This is a genomic window from Nocardia sp. NPDC003726 (assembly GCF_053586955.1).
Window position 1 is genome coordinate 261,854 of the sequence record NZ_JBSFNF010000008.1, and the last position, 20,462, is coordinate 282,315.

General features: G+C 70.1%; 20 protein-coding genes. 15 read left to right on the forward strand and 5 right to left on the reverse strand.

Annotated elements, in window-relative coordinates; genetic code table 11:
* Positions 1-145: 145 nt before the first annotated feature.
* A complete protein-coding gene (locus ACWDMM_RS14035; RefSeq protein ID WP_449937626.1) occupies positions 146-1,897 on the forward strand; it encodes an acyl-CoA dehydrogenase family protein in 1,752 nt (583 codons plus the stop codon).
* A 91-nt stretch (positions 1,898-1,988) separates the two neighbouring features.
* On the opposite strand, the gene ACWDMM_RS14040 is transcribed toward ACWDMM_RS14035, so the two are convergent.
* Together ACWDMM_RS14040 and ACWDMM_RS14045 are read right to left on the reverse strand one after the other, a co-directional pair.
* A complete protein-coding gene (locus tag ACWDMM_RS14040) occupies positions 1,989-2,423 on the reverse strand; it encodes a ferritin-like domain-containing protein (RefSeq protein ID WP_195078788.1) in 435 nt (144 codons plus the stop codon).
* The gene (locus tag ACWDMM_RS14045) at positions 2,420-3,016 is read right to left on the reverse strand and encodes a hypothetical protein (protein WP_323124227.1); all 597 of its coding nucleotides are present in this window, start codon (positions 3,014-3,016) and stop codon (positions 2,420-2,422) included. The genes ACWDMM_RS14040 and ACWDMM_RS14045 overlap by 4 nt, the downstream gene beginning before the upstream one ends.
* 159 nt (positions 3,017-3,175) lie before the next feature.
* On the opposite strand from ACWDMM_RS14045, the gene rimP reads away from it, so the two are divergent.
* The 12 genes from rimP to ACWDMM_RS14105 all read left to right on the forward strand — a co-directional run bounded on the left by rimP (position 3,176) and on the right by ACWDMM_RS14105 (position 14,957).
* A complete protein-coding gene (gene rimP / locus ACWDMM_RS14050; protein WP_195078789.1) occupies positions 3,176-3,841 on the forward strand; it encodes a ribosome maturation factor RimP in 666 nt (221 codons plus the stop codon).
* Positions 3,838-4,869 carry a transcription termination factor NusA gene (gene nusA / locus ACWDMM_RS14055; protein ID WP_067808621.1) on the forward strand — a complete coding sequence of 344 codons (1,032 nt, stop codon included), beginning with the start codon at positions 3,838-3,840 and terminating at the stop codon, positions 4,867-4,869. Before rimP ends, nusA begins: the two co-directional genes overlap by 4 nt.
* A gap of 122 nt (positions 4,870-4,991) precedes the next feature.
* Positions 4,992-5,324 carry a YlxR family protein gene (locus ACWDMM_RS14060; RefSeq protein ID WP_323124236.1) on the forward strand — a complete coding sequence of 111 codons (333 nt, stop codon included), beginning with the start codon at positions 4,992-4,994 and terminating at the stop codon, positions 5,322-5,324.
* Positions 5,325-5,432: 108 nt separating this feature from the next.
* Positions 5,433-8,453, forward strand: a complete 3,021-nt coding sequence (gene infB / locus ACWDMM_RS14065; protein WP_449937630.1) for a translation initiation factor IF-2 — start codon at positions 5,433-5,435, stop codon at positions 8,451-8,453.
* A gap of 75 nt (positions 8,454-8,528) precedes the next feature.
* The gene (locus ACWDMM_RS14070; protein ID WP_067810001.1) at positions 8,529-8,819 is read left to right on the forward strand and encodes a DUF503 domain-containing protein; all 291 of its coding nucleotides are present in this window, start codon (positions 8,529-8,531) and stop codon (positions 8,817-8,819) included.
* Positions 8,820-8,906: 87 nt separating this feature from the next.
* A complete protein-coding gene (rbfA, locus tag ACWDMM_RS14075) occupies positions 8,907-9,350 on the forward strand; it encodes a 30S ribosome-binding factor RbfA (protein WP_195078791.1) in 444 nt (147 codons plus the stop codon).
* 13 nt (positions 9,351-9,363) lie between these two features.
* Positions 9,364-10,365, forward strand: coding sequence for a DHH family phosphoesterase (locus ACWDMM_RS14080; protein ID WP_449937634.1), 1,002 nt, complete (start codon positions 9,364-9,366; stop codon positions 10,363-10,365).
* A 144-nt stretch (positions 10,366-10,509) separates the two neighbouring features.
* Positions 10,510-11,859: an MATE family efflux transporter gene (locus tag ACWDMM_RS14085; protein ID WP_397069165.1), complete on the forward strand. Its 1,350-nt coding sequence runs from the start codon at positions 10,510-10,512 to the stop codon at positions 11,857-11,859.
* A gap of 58 nt (positions 11,860-11,917) precedes the next feature.
* Positions 11,918-12,877 carry a metallophosphoesterase family protein gene (locus tag ACWDMM_RS14090; RefSeq protein ID WP_195078793.1) on the forward strand — a complete coding sequence of 320 codons (960 nt, stop codon included), beginning with the start codon at positions 11,918-11,920 and terminating at the stop codon, positions 12,875-12,877.
* A gap of 58 nt (positions 12,878-12,935) precedes the next feature.
* Positions 12,936-13,604: a 4'-phosphopantetheinyl transferase Npt gene (gene npt / locus ACWDMM_RS14095; RefSeq protein ID WP_195078794.1), complete on the forward strand. Its 669-nt coding sequence runs from the start codon at positions 12,936-12,938 to the stop codon at positions 13,602-13,604.
* Positions 13,604-14,503 (forward strand): tRNA pseudouridine(55) synthase TruB, encoded by a 900-nt coding sequence (gene truB, locus ACWDMM_RS14100; protein WP_357113086.1) that lies wholly within the window; start codon positions 13,604-13,606, stop codon positions 14,501-14,503. Before npt ends, truB begins: the two co-directional genes overlap by 1 nt.
* Before the next feature lie 43 nt (positions 14,504-14,546).
* A complete protein-coding gene (locus ACWDMM_RS14105; protein ID WP_449937638.1) occupies positions 14,547-14,957 on the forward strand; it encodes a hypothetical protein in 411 nt (136 codons plus the stop codon).
* Between the two features lie 444 nt (positions 14,958-15,401).
* On the opposite strand, the gene ACWDMM_RS14110 is transcribed toward ACWDMM_RS14105, so the two are convergent.
* Entirely contained in the window at positions 15,402-16,643 is a 1,242-nt protein-coding gene (locus ACWDMM_RS14110) for an aspartate aminotransferase family protein (protein ID WP_357113092.1), read from the reverse strand.
* A 257-nt stretch (positions 16,644-16,900) separates the two neighbouring features.
* Positions 16,901-17,569, reverse strand: coding sequence for a metal-dependent transcriptional regulator (locus tag ACWDMM_RS14115; RefSeq protein ID WP_195078950.1), 669 nt, complete (start codon positions 17,567-17,569; stop codon positions 16,901-16,903).
* A gap of 368 nt (positions 17,570-17,937) precedes the next feature.
* Here ACWDMM_RS14115 and ACWDMM_RS14120 point away from each other — a divergent pair, with 368 nt between their 5' ends.
* Positions 17,938-18,909: a bifunctional riboflavin kinase/FAD synthetase gene (locus tag ACWDMM_RS14120; protein ID WP_195078798.1), complete on the forward strand. Its 972-nt coding sequence runs from the start codon at positions 17,938-17,940 to the stop codon at positions 18,907-18,909.
* A 4-nt stretch (positions 18,910-18,913) separates the two neighbouring features.
* On the opposite strand, the gene ACWDMM_RS14125 is transcribed toward ACWDMM_RS14120, so the two are convergent.
* The gene (locus ACWDMM_RS14125) at positions 18,914-19,732 is read right to left on the reverse strand and encodes an alpha/beta fold hydrolase (RefSeq protein WP_357113096.1); all 819 of its coding nucleotides are present in this window, start codon (positions 19,730-19,732) and stop codon (positions 18,914-18,916) included.
* 258 nt (positions 19,733-19,990) lie between these two features.
* Between ACWDMM_RS14125 and rpsO the strand changes: the two genes are divergently transcribed.
* Complete coding sequence (gene rpsO, locus ACWDMM_RS14130) at positions 19,991-20,260, forward strand: 30S ribosomal protein S15 (RefSeq protein ID WP_063021162.1); 270 nt, start codon at positions 19,991-19,993, stop codon at positions 20,258-20,260.
* The last annotated feature ends 202 nt before the right edge of the window (positions 20,261-20,462 follow it).

A 20,462-nucleotide genomic window follows, 5' to 3' on the forward strand; every position in this document is an offset into this window, starting at 1 on the left:
AGCCGTTCACATCGGCGCGAGAGGGGGCACGGCGTCGGCTGTGCTCGCGATCGCGGCGGACCTACGCGACCGTAACCTGAATTCGCTGGTCACAGATCCGCGGACCTCGTCCACGCTGCTGTTACCCGCTGGTAAGTTAACCGGCATGACAAACACCGACGTGCGGTTGTTCAACCCCGCCACCTATGACCCGCAGCAGTTCGACGCCGAGACGCGGCGCCTGTTGCGCGCCACGATCGAGTGGTTCGAGGGGCGGGGCAAGCAGCGTCTGCTCGCCGACGACGCGAACGCGGTGTGGACCGCGGACTTCCTCGACTTCGTGAAGAAGGAGAAGTTGTTCGCCACCTTCCTGACCCCGGCGGCGTACGCCGACGGCGACCCTGACCGCCGCTGGGACGCGGCGCGCAACGCCGCGTTGTCGGAGATCTTCGGCTTCTACGGCCTGGCGTACTGGTACGCCGAGCAGGTCACGATCCTCGGTTTGGGTCCGATCTGGCAGAGCGACAACGAGGCGGCCAAGAAGCGCGCGGCCGCCGACCTGGCCGCGGGCGAAGTGATGGCGTTCGGCCTGTCCGAGCAGACCCACGGCGCCGACATCTACAACACCGATCTGGTGCTCACCCCGACCGAGCCGGGCAGCGAGGACGCCGAAGCCGGAATCCTCTTCCGCGCCGACGGCGAGAAGTACTACATCGGAAACGGCAACGTGGCCAGCATGGTCTCGGTGTTCTCCCGCCGCGCCGACCTCGAAGGCGCCGACGCGTACGTATGGTTCGCCGCCGACTCCAGGCACGAGAACTATCACCTGCTCGGCAACGTCGTGCACCAGCAGATGTACGTGAGCACCTTCCGGCTGGAGAACTACCCGGTGCGCGCCGAGGACATCCTGCACACCGGCCCCGAAGCGTTCTCCGCGGCGCTGAACACCGTGAACGTGGGCAAGTTCAACCTCTGCCACGGCGGCATCGGCATGGTCGAGCACTCCTTCTACGAGGCGATCACGCACGCGAACAACCGCGTCCTCTACGGCAATCCGGTCACCGAATTCCCGCACGTGCGCGCGAATTTCGTCGACGCGTACGCGCGCATCATCGCGATGAAGCTGTTCAGCGACCGCGCGATCGACTACTTCCGCAGCGCGAGCCTGGAGGATCGCCGGTACCTGCTGTTCAACCCGATGACGAAGTCCAAGGTGACCTCCGAGGGCGAGACCGTCATGACGCTGCTGCTGGATGTGCTGGCCGCCAAGGGATTCGAGAAGAACACCTACTTCGCCGAGGTGCAGCGGCTGATCAGCACGCTGCCCAGGCTGGAGGGCACGGTGCACGTGAACGTGGGGCAGATCCTGAAGTTCATGCCCAACTATCTGTTCGACCCGCAGGACTACCCGGAGATCGGCACCCGCCAGGACCCGGCCGACGACGCGTTCTTCTGGCGCCAGGGCCCGGCGCGCGGCGCGGGCAAGGTGCGCTTCGCCGACTGGACGCCGATCTACGACAAGCACGCCGACATCCCGAACGTGAGCCGCTTCTACGAGCAGGCCCGAGCGCTGCGCACGCTGCTGACCACGGCGGCTCCGGACGCCGCGCAGCAGAAGGACCTGGACTTCATGCTGACCATCGGCCACCTGTTCTCCCTGGTGGTCTACGGCCAGCTGATCCTGGAGCAGGCCGAGATCACCGGCTTGGACCGCGACCTGATCGACCAGATCTTCGACTTCCAGATCCGCGACTTCAACGCCCACGCCACCGCGCTGTACGGCAAGCCGTCGGCCACGCCGGAGCAGCAGGGCTGGGCCGCGTCCGCGCTGCGGCCGCCGGTCGCCGACCGCCCGCGTTTCGACCGGGTGTGGGCCGAGGTGGCGTCCTACGACGGCGCCTACGAGATGCGGCCGTAGCGGTCACATGTCGAGCGAACGACGGCCCGCGCTGTCCGCGGCCGCCGTTCGCGCCGTTTCTTGCGGCGCACAGGGTCGCGGGTAGCCGGGGTCAGGCCTTGCCGGGAAACGCGACCGTGGGCGGATTCGCGCCGAGGATCGACTGCCACGCGGCCAGCCGGACGGCGGCCTCGGTGAGCGCTTCCACGCCGGTGCGCCGGATGGCGATGGAATCGCCGCGCTCGACCACCGACCGCCAGGCGACGGCGGTGTCGGACTCGACCGTCACGGCCAGCCGGGCGGCGGAGATCGGATCGGTCACCGCGAACGGCGTCGTGTAGGCCGCGTCCGGCGGCGGCACCGTCCCGCCGCCCAGCGCGAGGACGTCCACGGTGGTGTCGCGGCGGGCGCGGTGCGCCGCGGTGTGCTCGGCGACCAGCCTGGTGCGCTCGGAGGAGGCGTAGGCCGCGATCACCCCGTAGGCGTACACCGCGCCGTATTCGGCGTTCAGCGCGTCGATGAGCGCTCGGCGCTCGGCTTCGGTCATGCCAGCAACACCCCTGTCTGCACCGCGCAGGCCGCGCTGATCGAAGCGAGCAGACCGGCCCGGTAGCCGGTCAGGGCGCGAGCGAGCTCGGCCGCCGATTTCTGGGACGCGGTGAGCTGCGTGCGCAGCGTCTCGACGCTCGGCGGAGTGGTGGGCGGCACGGCGCTGCCCGACGCCACGACCGACGGGCCGGACGCGCCCGCGCGGGTGCGGTGCGCCGGTGTGGTGCCGTCGGCGTAGACGCCGATGGCGCGGTCGATCTCGGTGCGCAAGGCGTCGGCGTGGGCGGTGCGCTCGGCCGCGATCGCCGCCAACGCGGCGTGCCGGTCGGGCGCGACGGCGATGGCCGCGCTCGCCGCCGCGGCGTCGGCGCGGGCCGCGACCTCCTGTGCGGCAAGCGGATCCGGCTCGTGGACCACGTCGTCACCGGTGCAGCCGGCCAAGGCGCCCAGGGCGAGCACCCCGGCCGTCCCCCCGCCCGCGAGTCGTAGCGCGCTGCGACGATCCAGGACGGTGTGGCGGGGCTCGTGCCGGTCGGAGGGCATGCCGGTAGTGCGCCCGGCACGCGGCGGGGCGGGAAGGCGGATGGGCACGGCACTATCGTGCCAGACTCGCGACGCTGTGCGGACCAGCGTCGGCCGTGGCGTGCGGACTCCTCGACCACTGGTCCTTTACACTCTCGTGGCGCGTTACGCTAGACCTTCGGTAGAGAATTTTCCCGCCGCGTCACAACTGAACCAGGAGCCGCCCATATGCCGATGCCGACCGAGGAAAGGGTGAGCCAGCTCGTAGCTGGTCTCGTCGAACGCCGAGGATTCGATCTGGAGGGCGTCGAGATCGCGACGGCGGGCAAGCACGTCGACGCGCAGGCTCGGGTGCAGGTGACCGTGGACCGCGACACCTCCGATCTGGACGCCCTGGCGAGTCTGAGCACGGAGCTGTCGGCGCTGCTCGACGACGCGGGGGAGTTCGGCGAGACGCCCTACCTGCTGGAGGTCACGACCCCTGGGATCGACCGCCCGTTGACCGCCGCCAGGCACTGGCGGCGGGCGCGCGGCCGGAAGGTGCGAGTGCGGCTGCGGGAAGGCGCGCAGCCACCGGAGGGGGTGGCGACCTTCGAGGCCAGGGTCGGCGCGCTCACCGGCGACGCGGTGGCGCTGGTGCTCGGCGGCAAACGCGACCCGCGCCTGGTGACGGTGCCGCTCGCCGACATCGCCACGGCCGTCGTCCAGGTCGAGTTCTCCCCGCCCGGCGCGCGCGAGCTGGAACTCGCGGGCGGAGTCGTCCCGGGGCGGCCCGCTCCGGGTGCGGAAGACGCGGTGGCGGTGGACGACGCCGCGAAGCTCCGAGGAACACCGAATGCATTGTCCGAATCCGTAACAGCGTCCGATTCGCCGACCGAAGGGATCGTGGAATGAACATCGAAATCGAAGCCCTGCGCGCGATCGTCGCCGACAAGGGGATCTCGATCGAGACCGTGATCTCCGCGATCGAGTCGGCGCTGCTCACCGCGTACCGCCACACCGAGGGGCACCAGCCCAACGCGCGCATCGACATCAACCAGCGGACCGGCGTGGTCAGGGTGATGGCGCGCGAGGTGGACGCCGACGGCAACGTGATCTCCGAATGGGACGATACCCCGGAGGGTTTCGGCCGGATCGCGGCGACCACCGCCAGACAGGTCGTGCTGCAGCGGCTGCGCGACGCGGAGAACGAGAAGTCCTTCGGCGAATTCTCCACCCACGAGGGCGACATCGTCGGCGGTGTGGTGCAGCGCGACGCGCGCGCCAACGCCCGCGGCACCGTCGTCGTGCGCATCGGCAGCGAGCTGCACGGCGCGGAGGGCTTGATCCCGCCCGCCGAGCAGGTGCCCGGCGAGACCTACGAGCACGGCGACCGGATCAAGTGCTACGTCGTCGGCGTCTCGCGTGGGCCGCGCGGGCCGCAGATCACGCTGTCGCGCACCCACCCGAACCTGGTGCGGCGCCTGTTCGCACTCGAGGTGCCGGAGATCGCGGACGGTTCGGTGGAGATCGTCGCCGTGGCGCGCGAGGCGGGGCACCGCTCCAAGATCGCCGTGCGCACCACGGTGCCCGGCGTCAACGCCAAGGGCGCCTGTATCGGGCCCATGGGACAGCGCGTGCGCAACGTGATGAGCGAGCTGGCCGGCGAGAAGATCGACATCATCGACTACGCCGACGATCCGGCGACCTTCGTCGGTAATGCGCTGTCGCCGTCGAAAGTGGTTTCGGTCACCATCGTCGACCCGGACGCTCGGGCGGCCCGCGTCGTCGTCCCCGATTTCCAGCTTTCGCTGGCGATCGGCAAGGAAGGGCAGAACGCCCGCCTCGCCGCGCGGCTGACCGGGTGGCGCATCGATATCCGCAGCGACGCCGCCCCCGGTGACCTGGGCGGATCCGTGCGAACGGAGGCGCATCGGAGTTGACGGGAGTCCGCGGGCGCAGTGCTCGGGATGACAGGTTCGTAACTTCCGAAGGGGAGGGGTTCGGCGTTCGGCGCGTGGCAGCGGTAGAGTGGTCCAAGGTTCAGTCCGAGCCTTCGGTTCCACTGCGCGATCGCACCACCGAGCAGCACCCGGCGCCCCAGCGCCCCGCGGCTCCGGTGCGAACGTGTATCGGATGCCGGAAGCGCGAGCTGGCCGTCGATCTGTTGCGGATCGTGGCTCGGGACCGTGAGACCGGAGACGGCGCCCACGTCATCGAGATCGTTCCCGATCCGCGGCGCAGACTTCCCGGACGGGGTGCCTGGCTGCACCCCCTTTCGGCTTGTCTGCGCGCGGCAGAGCGGCGCCGAGCGATCGGCAGAGCACTACGAGTGTCCGGATATCTGGATATCTCAGCCCTGGAGCATTACCTCGAGAACAGGCACGAGCACTCATGAGCACACCGTGAAGTACCAACGATGAACGTCCATCGGAGATAACCCGAGGTCGTGCGGGCCGCCGTCCCCAGAACGGTGGGGCTGCTCGACCTCTCAGTGAGGAGAGCAGTGGCAGGCAAGGCCCGCGTGCACGAGTTGGCAAAAGAACTCGGTGTCACGAGCAAGGAACTACTCGCAACGCTCAAGGAGCAGGGCGAGTTCGTGAAGTCGGCGTCCTCGACGGTGGAAGCTCCCGTCGCGCGCAGGCTGCGTGAGTCGTTCGCGGCGAAATCCGCCCCGTCCAACGGCAACAAGCCGGGTGCACGCCCCGGACCGTCCGGCCGTCCGGCCCCCAAGCCAGCGGGCGCAGGCCCGCGTCCCGGTCCCCGTCCTCCGGCGCCCACTCCGGCGCCCACCGCGCAGGAGACCGCCGCTCCCGCCGCGCGCACCGGCGAATCGCCCGCCGTGAAGCCCGGCCCCGCCGCGCGTCCGGGACCGGCGCCCGCGCCCAAGCCCGCCGCAAGGGAAACGGTCACCCCGCAGGCCGCCGCGGCTTCCGGCGCGAGCGCGAGTTCCGCGCCCGCCCCGGCCGGTCCGCGTCCGACTCCTGGCGGTCCGCGTCCCGGACAGCAGCAGCGTCCCGGCGCCCCCGCCCCGGGCGGTCAGCGCCCGGGTGGCGCGGCGCCCGGCCCGCGTCCGGGGCCGAAGACCCCGCGCGTCGGTAACAACCCGTACTCGTCGGCTCCCGAGCGTCCCGCGCCGCGTCCGGCCCCCGGTCAGGGTGGTCCGCGTCCCGGTCCTTCGCAGGGTGGCCCGCGTCCCGGCCCGGCCCAGGGCGGCCCGCGTCCGGGTCCGTCGCAGGGTGGTCCGCGTCCCGGCCCGGCCCAGGGTGGCCCGCGTCCGACGCCGGGCCCCGGTGGGCCGCGTCCCGGCGGTCCGCGGCCGAGCCCCGGCTCGATGCCGCCTCGTCCCAATCCCGGCGCGATGCCGTCGCGTGCGGCGCGTCCCGGCGGCGCGGGCGGCCCCGGCGCGGGTCGTCCCGGTCGTCCCGGCGGCGCCGGTGCCGGTCGTCCCGGTGGCGGTGGCGGTGGCGGCTACCGCGGCGGTGGCGGCGGCGCTCCCGGAGCGGGCGCGGGTGCGCCCGGCGCCGGTGGTGCGGCCGGTGGCTTCCGCGGTCGTCCCGGTGGCGGCGGTGGCGGCGGCCGTCCGGGTGGTCCCGGTGGCCGCGGTGGTGCGGCCGGCGCGTTCGGCCGTCCCGGTGGCGCGCCACGGCGTGGCCGCAAGTCCAAGCGGCAGAAGCGGCAAGAGTACGACTCGATGCAGGCGCCCGCCGTCGGCGGCGTGCGGCTGCCGCGCGGCAACGGCGAGATCATCCGGCTCGCCCGCGGCGCGTCGCTGTCGGACTTCGCGGAGAAGATCGACGCGAACCCGGCCGCGCTGGTGCAGGCCCTGTTCAACCTCGGCGAGATGGTCACCGCGACCCAGTCGGTGAACGACGAGACCCTCGAGCTGCTCGGCAGCGAGATGAACTACGTCGTGCACGTGGTCAGCCCCGAGGACGAGGACCGCGAGCTGCTGGAGTCGTTCGACCTCACCTACGGCGAGGACGAAGGCGGCGAGGAAGACCTCGAACAGCGTCCGCCGGTGGTGACCGTCATGGGTCACGTCGACCACGGTAAGACCCGCTTGCTGGACACCATCCGCAAGGCGAACGTCCGCGAGGGCGAGGCGGGTGGCATCACCCAGCACATCGGCGCCTACCAGGTGCTCACCCACCTCGGCGACGAGGACCGGCTGATCACCTTCATCGACACCCCTGGTCACGAGGCGTTCACCGCCATGCGTGCCCGCGGTGCGAAGGCCACCGACATCGCGATCCTGGTGGTCGCCGCCGACGACGGCGTCATGCCGCAGACGGTGGAGGCGATCAACCACGCGCAGGCGGCCGACGTGCCGATCGTCGTGGCGGTCAACAAGATCGACAAGGAGGGCGCGAACCCGCAGAAGGTTCGTCAGCAGCTCACCGAGTACGGCTTGGTCGCCGAGGAATACGGCGGCGACACCATGTTCGTCGACATCTCCGCCAGGCAGAACATCAACATCGACGCGCTGCTCGAGGCGGTCCTGCTGACCGCGGACGCGGCGCTGGACCTGCGTGCCAACCCGGACATGGACGCGCAGGGCGTGGCCATCGAGGCGCACCTCGACCGCGGCCGCGGCCCGGTGGCGACCGTGCTCATCCAGCGCGGCACCCTGCGGGTCGGCGACTCGATCGTGGCGGGAGACGCCTACGGCCGGGTGCGCCGGATGGTGGACGAGCACGGCGAGGACGTCGAGGCGGCGTTGCCGTCGCGGCCGGTCCAGGTCATCGGCTTCACGTCGGTGCCGGGCGCCGGTGACAACCTGCTCGTGGTCGACGAAGACCGGATCGCGCGGCAGATCGCCGACCGGCGCAACGCGCGCAAGCGCAACGCGCTGGCCGCACGCAGCCGCAAGCGGATCAGCCTGGAAGATCTGGATGCCGCGCTGAAGGAGACCAGCGAGCTGAACCTGATCCTCAAGGGCGACAACTCCGGTACGGTCGAAGCCCTCGAAGAGGCGCTGCTCGGGATCCAGGTGGGCGACGAGGTTCGCCTGCGGGTGATCGACCGCGGCGTCGGTGGCGTCACCGAGACCAACGTCAACCTGGCGTCGGCCTCGAACGCGATCATCATCGGCTTCAACGTCCGCGCCGAGGGCAAGGCCACCGAGCTGGCCAACCGCGAGGGCGTCGACATCCGGTACTACTCGGTGATCTACCAGGCCATCGACGAGATCGAGAAGGCCCTCAAGGGCATGCTCAAGCCGATCTACGAAGAGGTCGAGCTGGGCCGCGCCGAGATCAGGGCGATCTTCCGTTCGTCGAAGGTCGGCAACATCGCCGGTTGCATGGTCACGTCGGGTTCGGTCAAGCGCAACGCCAAGGCGCGCCTGCTCCGGGACAACGTGGTGGTCGCCGAGACGATGACGATCTCGTCGCTGCGCCGGGAGAAGGACGACGTCACCGAGGTCCGCGAGGGCTACGAGTGCGGTATGACGGTCACCTACTCCGACATCAAGGAAGGCGACATCATCGAGGCCTACGAGCTGCGCGAGAAGCCGCGCGACTGATAGACCGAGACGAGACCGGACGCCGCGCGATGAGCGCGGCGTCCGGTCGGTCTTCCTGAACTGGGGAGGGTAAGGGTGTACCTGGGTGCACTGGAGTTCGACCTGCTGCTGGGTGATGTGCATTCACTGAAACAGAAGCGCTCGGTGATCCGGCCGATTCTGGCCGAATTACAGCGTTTCGGTGTGAGCGCGGCCGAAGGCGGGGAACACGATCTATACCGTCGCTCGCTGCTGGGCGTGGCCATGGTCAGTGCGGGCATGGATCACCTGACCGAGGTGCTGGACAAATGTGAACGGCACGTCGCGGCCCGTCCGGAGTTACAGTTGCTGGCGGTGCGCCGCCGAATCTTCGGGCCCGAGGACTGACGCGGCGTAGCGACGGAGCTCGGGTGGCGGCACCGGGCCACGCGACGACCGCCACCGAACAGAGTTGATAGTGAGGAGGAAACGGCCATGGTGGACCAAGCCAGGGCACGCCGACTCGCCAAGCGGATCTCCTCGATCGTCGCGACCGCGATCGAATACGAGGTGAAGGACCCGCGGCTGCGTTTCGTGACCATCACCGACGCCAAGGTCACCGGCGATCTCAGGGAGGCGACGGTGTACTATACCGTGATGGGTGAAACCCTCGACGCCGAACCGGATTACGAAGGCGCGGCGGCCGGACTGGAGAAGGCCAAGGGTGTTCTGCGCTCGAAAGTGGGTGCGGGAACGGGGGTGAAGTTCACCCCCACGCTGGCATTCGTACTGGACACCGTGCCCGACGCGGCACGGCAGATGGAGGAACTGCTCGCCAGGGCGCGGGCCGCGGACGACGAGGTCGCCAAGGTGGCGGCCACCGCCAGGCACGCGGGCGACGCCGACCCCTACAAGGTCGAACGCGACGCCGACGAGTGACATGCGGTAGTCGATGACGACGATGCGGGAAACGGCCGGCTTGGACACGGCCGTGGCGGCGCTGGACGCCGCGCGCTCGGTGACCATCGTCTGCCATGTGCAGCCCGATGCGGACACCATAGGAAGTGGTCTGGCGCTGGCGTTGGTGCTGCATCGGCGCGGCGTCGCGGTGCAGGTGTCCTTCGCCGAGCCCGCGGAACTGCCCATGTCGATGCGATCGTTGCCCGGCGTGCGGCACCTGGTGGCCCCGGCCGAGGTGCGCGCCGAGGTCGACCTGCTCGTCGCGGTCGATTGCGGCAGTGCGGGGCGGCTGGGGGCGCTGGCCGATCGATTGCCCGGTGCCGCAACGACATTGGTGATCGATCACCATCGGTCGAACACGTGCTTCGGAGCGATCAATGTGGTCGATCCCGCCGCGGAGTCCACCACGAGCCTGATCGCCCGGTTGCTCGACGCGTGGGGTGTGCCGATCGATGCGGACGTGGCGCATTGCCTGTACGCCGGTCTGGTCACCGACACGGGTTCGTTCCGGTGGGTGCGGCCGGGCACGCACGAACTGGCGGAGCGGCTGCTTGCCACCGGCATCGATGGTGCGCACATCGCCCGCACGTTGATGGACACGCACCCGTTCGGATGGCTGCCCATGCTCTCCCGCGTGCTCGGGACGGCGCAGCTCGTCCCGGAGGCGCGCGGCGGCGTGGGGTTGGTGTACGCGTTCGTGCGGCGCGACGACATCGATGACGTGCGATCGGAGGAAATCGAGAGCGTCATCGATATCGTGCGCACGACCGCCGAAGCCGGAATCGCCGCGGTGTTCAAGCAATCGCGTGTGGTGCCGGATCGGTGGACGGTGTCGCTGCGCTCGCGCGACAGCGGAGCCTCCGCGGGTGACGGGGTGGACGTCGCCGAGGTCGCCACATCACTGGGCGGCGGCGGGCACCGCTTCGCCGCCGGCTACACCGCGCACGGCGCGCCCGAGGACTTGATCGGCGCGCTGCTGACCGCGCTCGGATAACCGTATGTCTCGACCTGGCGCATCCGTGTTCGTCGGTGAGCCGTACCGAGGTCGGAACGACGGTGGTCTCGGAAGGAGCGACGTGCGGGGAAGGTGTTCGTGAGCGCGCAGAGTCCCGGCGACGCGGATATCGGCGACCCGGCCCTGCCAGCGAGCGAACCGGCGCCCGTCGACCGGGCTGCCGCTGCCGGTCCCGGGCGCATTCTCGGCCTCGCGTTGCCCACCCTCGGCGTGCTGGTCGCCGAACCGATCTACCTGTTGTTCGATCTGGCCGTGGTCGGCAGGCTCGGCGCGCTCGCGCTGGCCGGTCTCGCCGTCGGCGGGTTGATCCTGGCGCAGACCAGTTCGCAGCTGACCTTCCTGTCCTACGGCACCACCGCGCGCTCGGCGCGTCGCCACGGCGCGGGCGACCACCGCGGAGCCGTCGCCGAGGGCGTACAGGCGACGTGGATCGCGGTGGCCGTCGGCCTCGCGATCCTGCTGCTGGTCCAAGCGTTCGCCGTGCCGGTGACCAGCGCCATCGCCGGCGGCGGGGACATCGCTCAGCAGGCGCTGGACTGGGTGCGGATCGCGCTGTTCGGCGTGCCGCTGATCCTGATCTCCATGGCGGGCAACGGGTGGCTGCGCGGGGTTCAGGAGACGCGCAGGCCGCTGGTCTACGTCGTCGCCGGACTCGCCGCGTCGGCGATCCTCTGCCCGGTGCTGGTGCACGGAGTGCTGGGCGCACCGCATCTCGGCCTGCCCGGCTCCGCCGTGGCGAACGTGGCGGGTCAGATCGTCACCGCGGTCCTGTTCCTGCGCGCGCTGCTGCGCGAGGGCGTTTCCCTCGCCCCGCACTGGTCGGTGATGCGCGCGCAGCTCGTACTCGGGCGCGACCTGATCGTCCGCAGCTTCGCCTTCCAGGCCTGCTTCGTCTCGGCGGCGGCGGTCGCCGCGCGTTTCGGCGCCGCGTCGGTAGCGGCCCACCAGTTGGTGCTGCAACTGTGGAACTTCCTGGCGCTCGCGCTGGACGCGCTGGCCATCGCCGCGCAGACGCTCACCGGCGCGGCGCTCGGCGCGGGCGATGCCACCGGCGCCCGCGCCATCGCCCGGCGCGTCACCCGCTGGTCGGAGATCTTCAGCCTCGGGCTGGCCGCCTGCTTCGCGGCGGGGGCGGTGGCGATGCCCGCGCTGTTCACCGACGATCCGGACGTGCTCGAGCGCGCGCATGTGGTGTGGTGGTTCTTCGTCGCGCTCATCCCCGTGGCCGGCATCGTGTTCGCGCTCGACGGCGTGCTGCTCGGGGCGGGCGACGCGGCGTATCTGCGTACCACCACGCTCGGTGCGGCGCTGCTCGGTTTCCTGCCCGCCATCTGGCTGTCGCTGATCTTCGACTGGGGCGTCGCCGGAATCTGGTCCGGCCTCGCCGCGTTCATGCTGTTGCGGCTGGTCGCCGTCGCGGGCCGGGCGCTGTCGGGCCGGTGGGCACTGGTCGGCGCCGAGTTGCCGAGGTGACCGACACCCGGCTCGGCCGGTGCGTGCGAATCCGAATCGATGTGCCAAGGTAGGTGTGGTGATACCCAAGTTGATGGCGGTGAGCGACATTCATGTCGGGCACCAGGGGAATCGGCCGGTCGTCGAGCAGATCAAGGCGGACTCGCCGGAGGACTGGCTCATCGTGGCCGGCGACGTGGGGGAGAAGACCGAGGACATCCGCTGGGCGCTGCAACTGCTGCGCGGCCGGTTCGCCAAGGTGATCTGGGTGCCGGGCAATCACGAGCTGTGGACGACGGCGAAGGACCCGGTGCAGATGGTCGGCGCGGCGCGCTACGACTACCTGGTGTCGATGTGCCGCGACCTGGACGTGCTGACGCCGGAGGACCCCTTTCCGGTGTGGCAGGGCGCGGGCGCCGAGGAGCACGGCGGAGCGGTCACGCTGGTGCCGATGTTCCTGCTGTACGACTACTCGTTCCTGCCGGAGGGAGCCACCACCAAGGCGGAGGGCCTGGCGATCGCCCGCGAGCGCAACGTGGTGGCCACCGACGAATTCCTGCTCTCGCCGGATCCGTACCTGACCAGGGACGCCTGGTGTCACGCCAGGGTGCAGGCGACCAAGCGCAAGCTCGACGCGCTCGCTCCCGGCACACCGGTCGTCCTGATCAACCACTTCCCGCTGGTGCGGCAGCCGACCGACGTGCTGTTCTACCCGGAGTTCGCGCTGTGGTGCGGCACCGAGCTGACCGCGGACTGGCACACCCGCTACAACGTGGTCTGTTCGGTCTACGGTCACCTGCACATCCCGCGGACCTCGCACTACGACGGCGTCCGGTTCGAGGAGGTGTCGCTGGGCTACCCGCGCGAATGGCAGCGCCGCGGCCTGCCCGAGCGATTGCTGCGCCAGATCCTGCCCGCCCCGGAGTACCCGCCGGGCACGCTGAACAAGTGGGGCGGGCATTTCCAGGTGACCCCCGAGATGGAGGCCGCAGCCGCGGAGATGCGCAGCAAGGCGCAGCAGCGGCGCGGGCTGGCGTAGTCCGGGGGCACATGGCGCTGCGATCCGATCCCGCGCGGCTCGACTACGCTCGTCGGTGATGATCGAGAACATTCTGCCCGCGGGTGTGGCCTCGGCCGAGTTGCTGGCGTACCCGGAGGATCTGCGACCGCATCCGGCGGAGGAGCATCTCATCGCCAAGTCGGTGGAGAAGCGGCGCCGTGATTTCATCGGCGCGCGGCATTGCGCCCGGCTGGCGCTCACGCAGCTCGGCGAACAGCCGGTCGCGATCGGCAAGGGCGAACGCGGCGCTCCGGTGTGGCCGCGCGGAATCGTCGGCAGCCTGACCCACTGCGACGGCTATCAGGCCGCCGCGCTCGGCCACAAGCTGCGGTTCCGTTCCATCGGCATCGACGCCGAGCCGCACGCCACGCTGCCCGACGGCGTACTGGACTCGGTCAGCCTGCCGCCGGAGCGGGATTGGCTGAAGACCACCGATTCCGGACTGCACCTGGACCGGCTGCTGTTCTGCGCCAAAGAGGCCACCTACAAGGCGTGGTTCCCGCTGACGCTGCGCTGGCTCGGCTTCGAGGACGCGCACATCACCTTCGACATCGAGGACAGCTCCGCCGATTCCGGGCGCGGCAGCTTCCACACCGAACTGCTGGTGCCGGGGCAGACCACCGACGGCGGCACGCCGCTGCTGTCGTTCGACGGCCGTTGGCTGATCACCGACGGGTACATCCTGACCGCGATCGCGCACGTCTGATGGACGGACTCGGCGGGCTGCTCGTCATCGACAAGGCCGGTGGCTGGACCAGCCACGACGTCGTCGCGAAATGCCGCAAACTGCTGCGCACCAAGAAGATCGGTCACGCGGGCACGCTCGACCCGATGGCGACCGGCGTGCTCGTGCTCGGCGTGGAGCGCGCGACCAAACTCCTCGGCCTGCTCACCCTGACCACCAAGGCGTACACCGCGACCATCCGGCTCGGGCAGGCGACCAACACCGACGACGCCGAGGGCGAAGTGCTGGCCACGACTCCGGCCGGCCACCTCGCCGACGACGAGATCGCCGCGCGGACAGCGGAATTGACCGGCGACATCGAGCAGGTGCCCGCCACGGTGAGCGCGATCAAGGTCGACGGCGAACGCGCCTATGCCCGCCACCGTGCCGGCGAGGACGTGCAGCTGGCCGCCCGCCCGGTCACGGTGTCGCGCTTCGACGTGCTCGCCCGGCGCGACGTCGGCGATTTCGTCGACCTGGAGGTGGTGGTCGAGTGCTCCTCGGGCACCTACGTGCGGGCGCTCGCCCGTGACCTCGGCGCCGCGCTCGGCGTCGGCGGCCACCTGACCGCGTTGCGCCGCACGAGAGTCGGCCCCTTCACGCTCGAGCGCGCCCGTACCCTGGACGACTTGGCCGCCGCCGCCGAGTCCGGCACGCCGCAGCTGAGCCTCGATATCGACGCCGCGGTGCGAACGGCGTTCCCGCGCCGCGACATCGATGCGAAGCAGGCCGACGACCTGCGCAACGGACGCTGGCTCGCCCCGGCCGGAATCCCCGGCGTCTACGCCGCCATCGATCCGGAAGAACGCGCTATCGCCCTGCTGCGTGAGTCGGGCAATCGCGCGTCCTCGGTGATGGTCGTCCGCCCTGCCAATCTCTGATCCAGCGGGCGATAATGGCGGACCACCTTGCGCCGAGGAGTGAATGCCGATGATGCGAGTCGTCGCGACGATCGTCGCGGTCCTGGTCGGTGGCGCGGCGCTGGTCGGCAATGCCGGCGAGGCGCGCGCAGCCACGCAGGCATCGGTGCTGGAAGGCCGCGGGCGGATACTGGTGACCCTGCCCGACTCCGACGATGTGCGGGTGCTCGATGTGGAAGTGTGGATCGATGGCCGGAACGTGAGCTGTGACGGCAATCCGTGCAAGGTCGCACAGGGACACGCCTACTCGTTGGCCTACGACCTCCCCGCGGGAGCACATCGAATCGAGATCCGGCCGCCCGGTGAACCCGACTTGCTCGACCAGGTCGTGGCTGTGCGGCCCGCCGACCATTTGCTCGACACTTTGCAATGCCTGCACCTGCCCGTGCCGCACGACCCCGGCCTCGTCTGCTGATATCGCGAAGGCTCCGGCGCGCCGGGCCGAACAAGCTTCCGAATCGGGGAACGACCGGTTCGGCGCCGGCCAGCTGTAGCCCCGCCCAGACCGTCACCTGGTTGGCCGTCAGCACCGGATTGCCCGAAGTAGCCTCCAGGTCCGGCAGCACCGTCATGATGTGCCTCGCGGTGTCGGAACGAGCAGCGCCTGCGCGCCGGGATGGTCGTTGTCCGCCGCCAGCCGCAGCGCCTGGGCCGGGGTGAGGAGGCCGGGCCTCGGCGTGGAAGGCGTCGCAATTCCAGCGCACCGCGCGTGCCAGCCGCGGCGCAGGTCTGCGGCGCTTGTTCGTCCAGCAGACGTGCGTGGCCGGAGATGGCGGCCTTGGTGAGGGTGATGTTGCGGCGCCACGCGGTCCTGCTTCCTGATCGGGCCGCCGGGTGGGCAGACAGCGGTGGATGCGCGCTACAGCTCGGCGAGCACCTCCGACCAGATCGCCAGAGCGTCCTCGATCTGCGTGTCGGTCACGATCAGCGGCGGAATCATCCGCACGACGTTCATGTGCGCGCCGCAGGTCAGCAGGAGCAGGCCCTTGTCCACCGCGGCGCGCTGAGCGGCCGCGGCGGTGGCGGTGCCGGGCTCGCCGGTGGCCGTGGTGAACTCGGCGCCCACGAGCAGTCCGAGGCCGCGGACATCGCCGATCGCCTTGGTGGCGCAGGCGCGCAGACCGCGCAGCAGTTGCTCCCCGCGGGCAGCCGCGTTGTCCACCAGCCCCTCGGATTCGATGACGTCCAGCGTGGCGATCGCCGCCGCGCACGCCACCGCGTTACCGCCGTAGGTGCCGCCCTGCGAGCCCGGCCACGCCCGCGCCATCAGTTCGCGCGGCGCCGCGATGCCCGACAGCGGGAACCCGCTGGCCAGACCCTTCGCGATGGTGATGACATCGGGCCGGACGCCGAAGTGCTGATGCCCGAAGAACTTTCCGGTGCGACCGAAGCCGGTCTGGATCTCGTCGAAGACCAGCAGGATGCCGTGCCGGTCCGCGCGTTCGCGCAGCCCTTGGAAGAACTCGGCGTTGCCGGGCACGTAACCGCCCTCACCGAGCATCGGCTCCACGATGAACGCGGCGGTCTCGGCGGGCGAGGTGAGCGTGGCGAACAGGTAGTCCAGTTCGCGCAGCGCGAAGACGGTCGCTTCGCGCTCGCTCCAGCCGTAGCGGTAGGCGGTGGGGAAAGGCGCGACGTGCACGCCCGGCATGAGCGGGCCGAACCCGGCGGAGAAACGGGTACCGGAGGTCGTCATGGTCGCGGCCGCCAGGGTGCGGCCGTGGAAACCGCCGTGGAAGACGACGACATTCGGCCGCCCCGTGGCCTGGCGCGCCAGGCGCAGCGCGGCCTCGACCGCCTCACTGCCGGAGTTCGCGAAGAACAGCGTGTCCAGTCCTTCCGGAAGCACGACGCCGAGCCGCTCGGTCAGCTCCAGCAGCGGCCGGTGCAGCACCGTCGTGTACTGGCCGTGGATCAGCGAGGCCACCTGCGCTTGGGCGGCGGCGACCACCCTCGGGTGGCAGTGGCCGGTGCTGGTCACGCCGATGCCCGCGGTGAAGTCCAGATAGCGGCGGCCGTCGGTGCCGTAGAGGTAGCACCCCTCGCCGTGGTCGACGATCACCGGCGTGGCTTGTTTCAGGATGGGCGAGAGCTCCGTCATGGTGAATCGCCTCCCGGTACGGGTGCGGATGTCTATTGCCGGATTGTCAACTCTATGCATAACCTGCGGCAGGGTCGCGGCGATTGCCGGATGCGGCGTGCGGCCAGACGCCTACGCCGTGGGCTGGCCGCCCGCAAGCGCAATCGACCGAGACGAGCGCCGCACGGCGGACACGGGGTCTGCCGTATGTTCTGCCCGGCCGCGTCGCCGCTCGGGGGCAGCGGAGACGCCTGTGCGGCCGGTACGGAGGCGACCGGTCAGGCGGTGAGCCAGATGGCGTCGGCGGCGGGGCGGCCGAGGTCGGTCGGTGACTCGGTGGCGCCGATGCGGATGGCGATGGTGCCCGCGAAGTCGCGCCGTTCGACGACCGTGATGGCGGTGTCCAAGGCGATGCCGACGGAGTCGAAGTAGCGCAGCATGTCGGGGTCGGCGTCGGAGATGCGCGCGACCCGGCCGGATTCACCGGCGCGGAAGTCGCTGAGCTGGCGCGCGGGCGGGGTGGGCACCGCGCCGTCCACCGAGGGGATCGGGTCGCCGTGCGGATCGCGATCGGGGTATCCGAGTTTGGCGTCGATGCGGGCCATCAGCAACTCGGAGACCGCGTGCTCGAGCACCTCGGCCTCGTCGTGCACCTCGTCCCAGCCGTAGCCGAGTTCGTTCACCAGGAAGGTCTCGATGAGCCGATGCCTGCGCACCATCGCGACGGCGGCCCTGCGGCCCTCCGGCGTGAGGGCGATCGCGCCGTAGCGAGCGTGCTCGACCAATCCTTGGTCGGCGAGTTTGCGGACGGCTTCGGACACGGTCGAGGCCGAGACGCCGATCCGTTCGGCGAGCAATTTGGTGGTCACCTTCTCCTGAGACCACTCCTGCGCGGTCCAGATGACCTTCAGGTAGTCCTGCGCGACCGAGGACAGCACAGGCGCGATCGTCGCGGTACCGCCGTGCGCATCGCCCGGCGCCGGGGCGTCGGCCAACTCGCGTCGAGTGGCGATATCTCGTTTACCTGGCACACAACCGAGCTTAGGCACTGGCGTCGCGATACACACATCCTCGGCCTGCCGTGCTCTGATCGACAACGAATCGCTATTCGCCGTTCACCGCCGAGAAGTGGGCGGATGGATGCCGGGAGCGCGCGCAGCCGAGCGCGGTCGCGTCGTCATCCGGCCGGATGACGGACAGCCGTATGCCCCTGGTGCGGCTCGGACCTCCGCGTCGGCTCACGGCGGCGGAACCGTTGTGTGAGATCAGCACGCCCGAATACTGTTCGGCACCTGATTTGCGTAGGCTGCGCACTGTGCAGAGATGGCGAAGTCTCGACGAGGTGCCCGCGGACTGGGGGCGCTGTGTCCTCACGATCGGTGTGTTCGACGGTGTGCACCGCGGCCACGCGCAGTTGATCAGCCGGGCCGTGAAGTCCGCCGCCGCGCGCGGCGTGCCCGCGGTGCTGATGACGTTCGATCCGCACCCGATGGAAGTGGTCCGCCCGGGCTCACATCCCGCGCAGTTGACCACCCTCACCCGTCGCGCCGAGCTGGCCGAGGAACTGGGCGTCGACGTGTTCTGCGTCATGCCCTTCACCCAGGAGTTCATGAAGCTGACTCCGGCGCGCTATGTCCACGATCTGCTGGTGGAGCGGCTGCACGTGGTGGAGGTGGTGGTCGGCGACAACTTCACCTTCGGCAAGAAGGCCGCGGGCACCGTCGAGACCATGCGCGAACTCGGCAGGCGATTCGGCTTCGAGGTCGACGGAGTGAGCCTGCTCGCCGAACACGCCGTGACCTTCTCCTCCACCTACATCCGCGCGTGCGTGGACGCGGGGGACATGGCGGCCGCGGCCGAGGCGCTCGGGCGCCCGCACCGCGTGGAAGGCGTCGTCGTGCACGGCGACGGCCGCGGCAAGCAGCTCGGTTTCCCCACCGCCAACGTCGCGCCGCCGATGCACGCCGCGATCCCGGCCGACGGCGTGTACGCCGGATGGTTCACCGTGCTCGGCCCCGGCCCCACCATCGGCACCGTCACCCCCGGCGAGCGGGCCATGGCCGCCGTCTCGGTGGGCACCAACCCGACCTTCTCCGGACGCGCCCGCACGGTGGAGGCGTACGTGCTCGACGGCGAGGCCGATCTGTACGGTCAGCACGTCGCGGTGGACTTCGTCGAGCACATCCGCGGCCAGCGCAAGTTCGAGTCGGTGGACGAGCTCATCGAGTGCATGGGCCGCGACGTGGAGACCGCGCGCAAAATCCTCACCGCCGCCGACGCCCGCTGAACGGTCAGGACTTCATGAACTCGAGCAGGTCCTCGTTGAGCTGCTCGGCGTGCGTGACGTACAGGCCGTGCCCCGCGGTCGGGTATTCCTTGTAGACGCAGTTCGGGATGAGTTTCGCGGTGTGCCTGCTGCTGGCGTCGATCGGGATGGACTGATCAGGGACCCCGTGTACGACCAGGGCGGGAATCGACAGATTCCGCAGCGTCTCGCGGTGATCGGACGGGAAGGTCGACTCCCAGACCGCGATGGTGGCCCACGGCGAAGCGGACAGGCAGCGGCGGGTCTCGTGCTCGATCAGCGCGGGAGAGACGTCGTTGCCCAGGTGGGTGGCGAAGTATCCCTGCGCCCGGTCGGCGAACCACTTGGGCCGGTCGGTGCGCCACTGCGCGACCGACGCCCGGCTCAGCTCCTCCGGAAGGCCCTCGGGATTGTCCTCGGTCTGCCGCAGGAACGGCAGCGTCGTGGCCAGCAGCGCGATGCGCGCGACCCGCGCGGTGCCGTGCCTGGCCAGATAGCGCGCTACTTCCGCACCGCCCGCGGAGTGGGCGACCAAGGTGAGTTCGCGCAGATCCAGCCGTTCGATCAGCTCGGCCACGTCATCGGCGCGGGTGTCCAAGTCGTATCCGGTCGACGGGCGGTCCGAACGGCCGTGCCCGCGCCGGTCCAGCAGCACACAGCGGTAACCCTGTTCGACGAAGAAGGGGACTTGGTACTCCCACATCTCCGCGTGCAGCGACCACCCGGCCAGGAACACGATCGGCGCTCCGGTGCCGTAGTCCTCGTAGGCCAGGCGGGTGCCGTCGGTCGTCTCCAGGTAAGGCATCGTCGTCTCCTCGTATTCGGCGGTACGACAAGAAGATTCGCAGCCGAAATGCGGCGAGTCGATTACCCGTGAGGTAATGCCGTTGCTTCCCTGCGCGCCGGAACCGGAACCGGAACCGGCTCGGCGGGCCCGCGATTTCGGCGGACCGCTCCCGGTCCGGTAGGGTGTTCCCTCGGGTTTGCTGCGGTCCGCGGTGGCGCCCACACCCGGGTGACCGGAGATTCGAGCGCGGAACTGAGAAACAGGAGTGGATGCCCCATGGCACTGACCACCGAGCAGAAATCGGCGATCCTCGCCGAGTACGGCCTGCACGAGAAGGACACCGGCTCGCCGGAGGCGCAGATCGCGCTGCTGTCCAAGCGCATCGCCGACATCACCGAGCACCTGAAGAAGCACAAGCACGACCACCACACCCGCCACGGACTGATGGCGCTGATCGGTCGTCGCAAGCGGCTGTCGAAGTACCTGCAGGACAAGGACATCAACCGCTACCGTTCGCTGATCGAGCGGCTCGGGCTCAGGCGGTAATTTTTTCCAGCGCCTGCGGCGCTGGGTGTTCGCGGCCCCTTTGTGGCTCGCGTCCGAGCGACCGCTGCTGGCGACTTCGTCGCGGACGCAGCGGTCGCTCGGACGCGAGCCGGGCCGCGAACGGCGGATGCTCGGTCTCGCTTCGCTCGTAAGACCTGGTCGTGGGGGGCTGGGCGCGCTGTGTTGTGATGGGGGTATCGGG